We start from the raw sequence: 3,027 nt of genomic DNA, 5'->3' as shown, positions 1-3,027 counted from the left end.
GGAATTTAATCTTGACGATGACCTACTCTCACATGGGGAAACCCCACACTACCATCGGCGATGTATCGTTTCACTTCTGAGTTCGGGATGGGATCAGGTGGTTCCAACACTCTATGGTCGTCAAGAAATTCGGGTGCTGACTCGTTCAGGTGAACGCTTCAGCAAAACGGGTATGTGATCAGGTTCGTTCGCGACGCAAACTCTCGGTTGCTGTCGTCTTCACAGTCACCGCAATCTGATGCTCTCTCGAGTCGCAGATTGCTTGGGTGTTATATGGTCAAGCCTCACGGGCAATTAGTATGGGTTAGCTCAACGCCTCACAGCGCTTACACACCCCACCTATCAACGTCGTAGTCTTCGACGGCCCTTCAGGGAACTCAAGGTTCCAGTGAGATCTCATCTTGAGGCAAGTTTCCCGCTTAGATGCTTTCAGCGGTTATCTTTTCCGAACATAGCTACCCGGCAATGCCACTGGCGTGACAACCGGAACACCAGAGGTTCGTCCACTCCGGTCCTCTCGTACTAGGAGCAGCCCCTCTCAAATCTCAAACGTCCACGGCAGATAGGGACCGAACTGTCTCACGACGTTCTAAACCCAGCTCGCGTACCACTTTAAATGGCGAACAGCCATACCCTTGGGACCGGCTTCAGCCCCAGGATGTGATGAGCCGACATCGAGGTGCCAAACACCGCCGTCGATATGAACTCTTGGGCGGTATCAGCCTGTTATCCCCGGAGTACCTTTTATCCGTTGAGCGATGGCCCTTCCATACAGAACCACCGGATCACTAAGACCTACTTTCGTACCTGCTCGACGTGTCTGTCTCGCAGTCAAGCGCGCTTTTGCCTTTATACTCTACGACCGATTTCCGACCGGTCTGAGCGCACCTTCGTACTCCTCCGTTACTCTTTAGGAGGAGACCGCCCCAGTCAAACTACCCACCATACACTGTCCTCGATCCGGATGACGGACCTGAGTTAGAACCTCAAAGTTGCCAGGGTGGTATTTCAAGGATGGCTCCACGCGAACTGGCGTCCACGCTTCAAAGCCTCCCACCTATCCTACACAAGCAAATTCAAAGTCCAGTGCAAAGCTATAGTAAAGGTTCACGGGGTCTTTCCGTCTAGCCGCGGATACACTGCATCTTCACAGCGATTTCAATTTCACTGAGTCTCGGGTGGAGACAGCGCCGCCATCGTTACGCCATTCGTGCAGGTCGGAACTTACCCGACAAGGAATTTCGCTACCTTAGGACCGTTATAGTTACGGCCGCCGTTTACCGGGGCTTCGATCAAGAGCTTCGCGTGAGCTAACCCCATCAATTAACCTTCCGGCACCGGGCAGGCGTCACACCCTATACGTCCACTTTCGTGTTTGCAGAGTGCTGTGTTTTTAATAAACAGTCGCAGCGGCCTGGTATCTTCGACCGGCATGGGCTTACGGAGCAAGTCCTTCACCCTCACCGGCGCACCTTCTCCCGAAGTTACGGTGCCATTTTGCCTAGTTCCTTCACCCGAGTTCTCTCAAGCGCCTTGGTATTCTCTACCCAACCACCTGTGTCGGTTTGGGGTACGGTTCCTGGTTACCTGAAGCTTAGAAGCTTTTCTTGGAAGCATGGCATCAACCACTTCGCGTCCAAAAGGACACTCGTCATCAGCTCTCGGCCTTGAAACCCCGGATTTACCTAAGATTTCAGCCTACCACCTTAAACCTGGACAACCAACGCCAGGCTGGCCTAGCCTTCTCCGTCCCTCCATCGCAATAACCAGAAGTACAGGAATATTAACCTGTTTTCCATCGACTACGCTTTTCAGCCTCGCCTTAGGGACCGACTAACCCTGCGTCGATTAACGTTGCGCAGGAAACCTTGGTCTTTCGGCGTGGGTGTTTTTCACACCCATTGTCGTTACTCATGTCAGCATTCGCACTTCTGATACCTCCAGCAAGCTTCTCAACTCACCTTCACAGGCTTACAGAACGCTCCTCTACCGCATCACCCAAAGGTGATACCCGTAGCTTCGGTGCATGGTTTGAGCCCCGTTACATCTTCCGCGCAGGCCGACTCGACTAGTGAGCTATTACGCTTTCTTTAAAGGGTGGCTGCTTCTAAGCCAACCTCCTAGCTGTCTAAGCCTTCCCACATCGTTTCCCACTTAACCATGACTTTGGGACCTTAGCTGACGGTCTGGGTTGTTTCCCTTTTCACGACGGACGTTAGCACCCGCCGTGTGTCTCCCATGCTCGGCACTTGCAGGTATTCGGAGTTTGCATCGGTTTGGTAAGTCGGGATGACCCCCTAGCCGAAACAGTGCTCTACCCCCTACAGTGATACATGAGGCGCTACCTAAATAGCTTTCGAGGAGAACCAGCTATCTCCGAGCTTGATTAGCCTTTCACTCCGATCCACAGGTCATCCGCTAACTTTTCAACGGTAGTCGGTTCGGTCCTCCAGTCAGTGTTACCTAACCTTCAACCTGCCCATGGATAGATCGCCCGGTTTCGGGTCTATTCCCAGCGACTCGACGCCCTATTAAGACTCGCTTTCGCTACGCCTCCCCTATTCGGTTAAGCTTGCCACTGAAAATAAGTCGCTGACCCATTATACAAAAGGTACGCAGTCACCCAACAATGTGGGCTCCCACTGCTTGTACGCATACGGTTTCAGGATCTATTTCACTCCGCTCTCCGCGGTTCTTTTCGCCTTTCCCTCACGGTACTGGTTCACTATCGGTCAGTCAGTAGTATTTAGCCTTGGAGGATGGTCCCCCCATGTTCAGACAAGGTTTCTCGTGCCCCGTCCTACTCGATTTCATTGACAAGAGATTTTCGCGTACAGGGCTATCACCCACTATGGCCGCACTTTCCAGAGCGTTCCGCTAATCTCAAATCAACTTAAGGGCTGGTCCCCGTTCGCTCGCCACTACTAAGGGAATCTCGGTTGATTTCTTTTCCTCAGGGTACTTAGATGTTTCAGTTCCCCTGGTTCGCCTCGCAAGCCTATGTATTCAGCTTGAGATAACTGTCTT

The 3,027-nt window shown here is 52.3% G+C and carries 2 rRNA genes; both read right to left on the bottom strand.

The features are described from left to right. Window positions 1-9: 9 nt before the first annotated feature. Window positions 10-125 (bottom strand): 5S ribosomal RNA (rrf, locus tag AC07V9_RS29555). Between the two features lie 148 nt (window positions 126-273). Next, a 23S ribosomal RNA gene (locus AC07V9_RS29550) occupies window positions 274-3,027 on the bottom strand; the annotation flags it as partial.

The sequence above is a fragment of the Pseudomonas sp. GW821-FHT02A11 genome (genome assembly GCF_059421985.1).
This window is presented reverse-complemented; position numbering and strand designations above follow the sequence as displayed.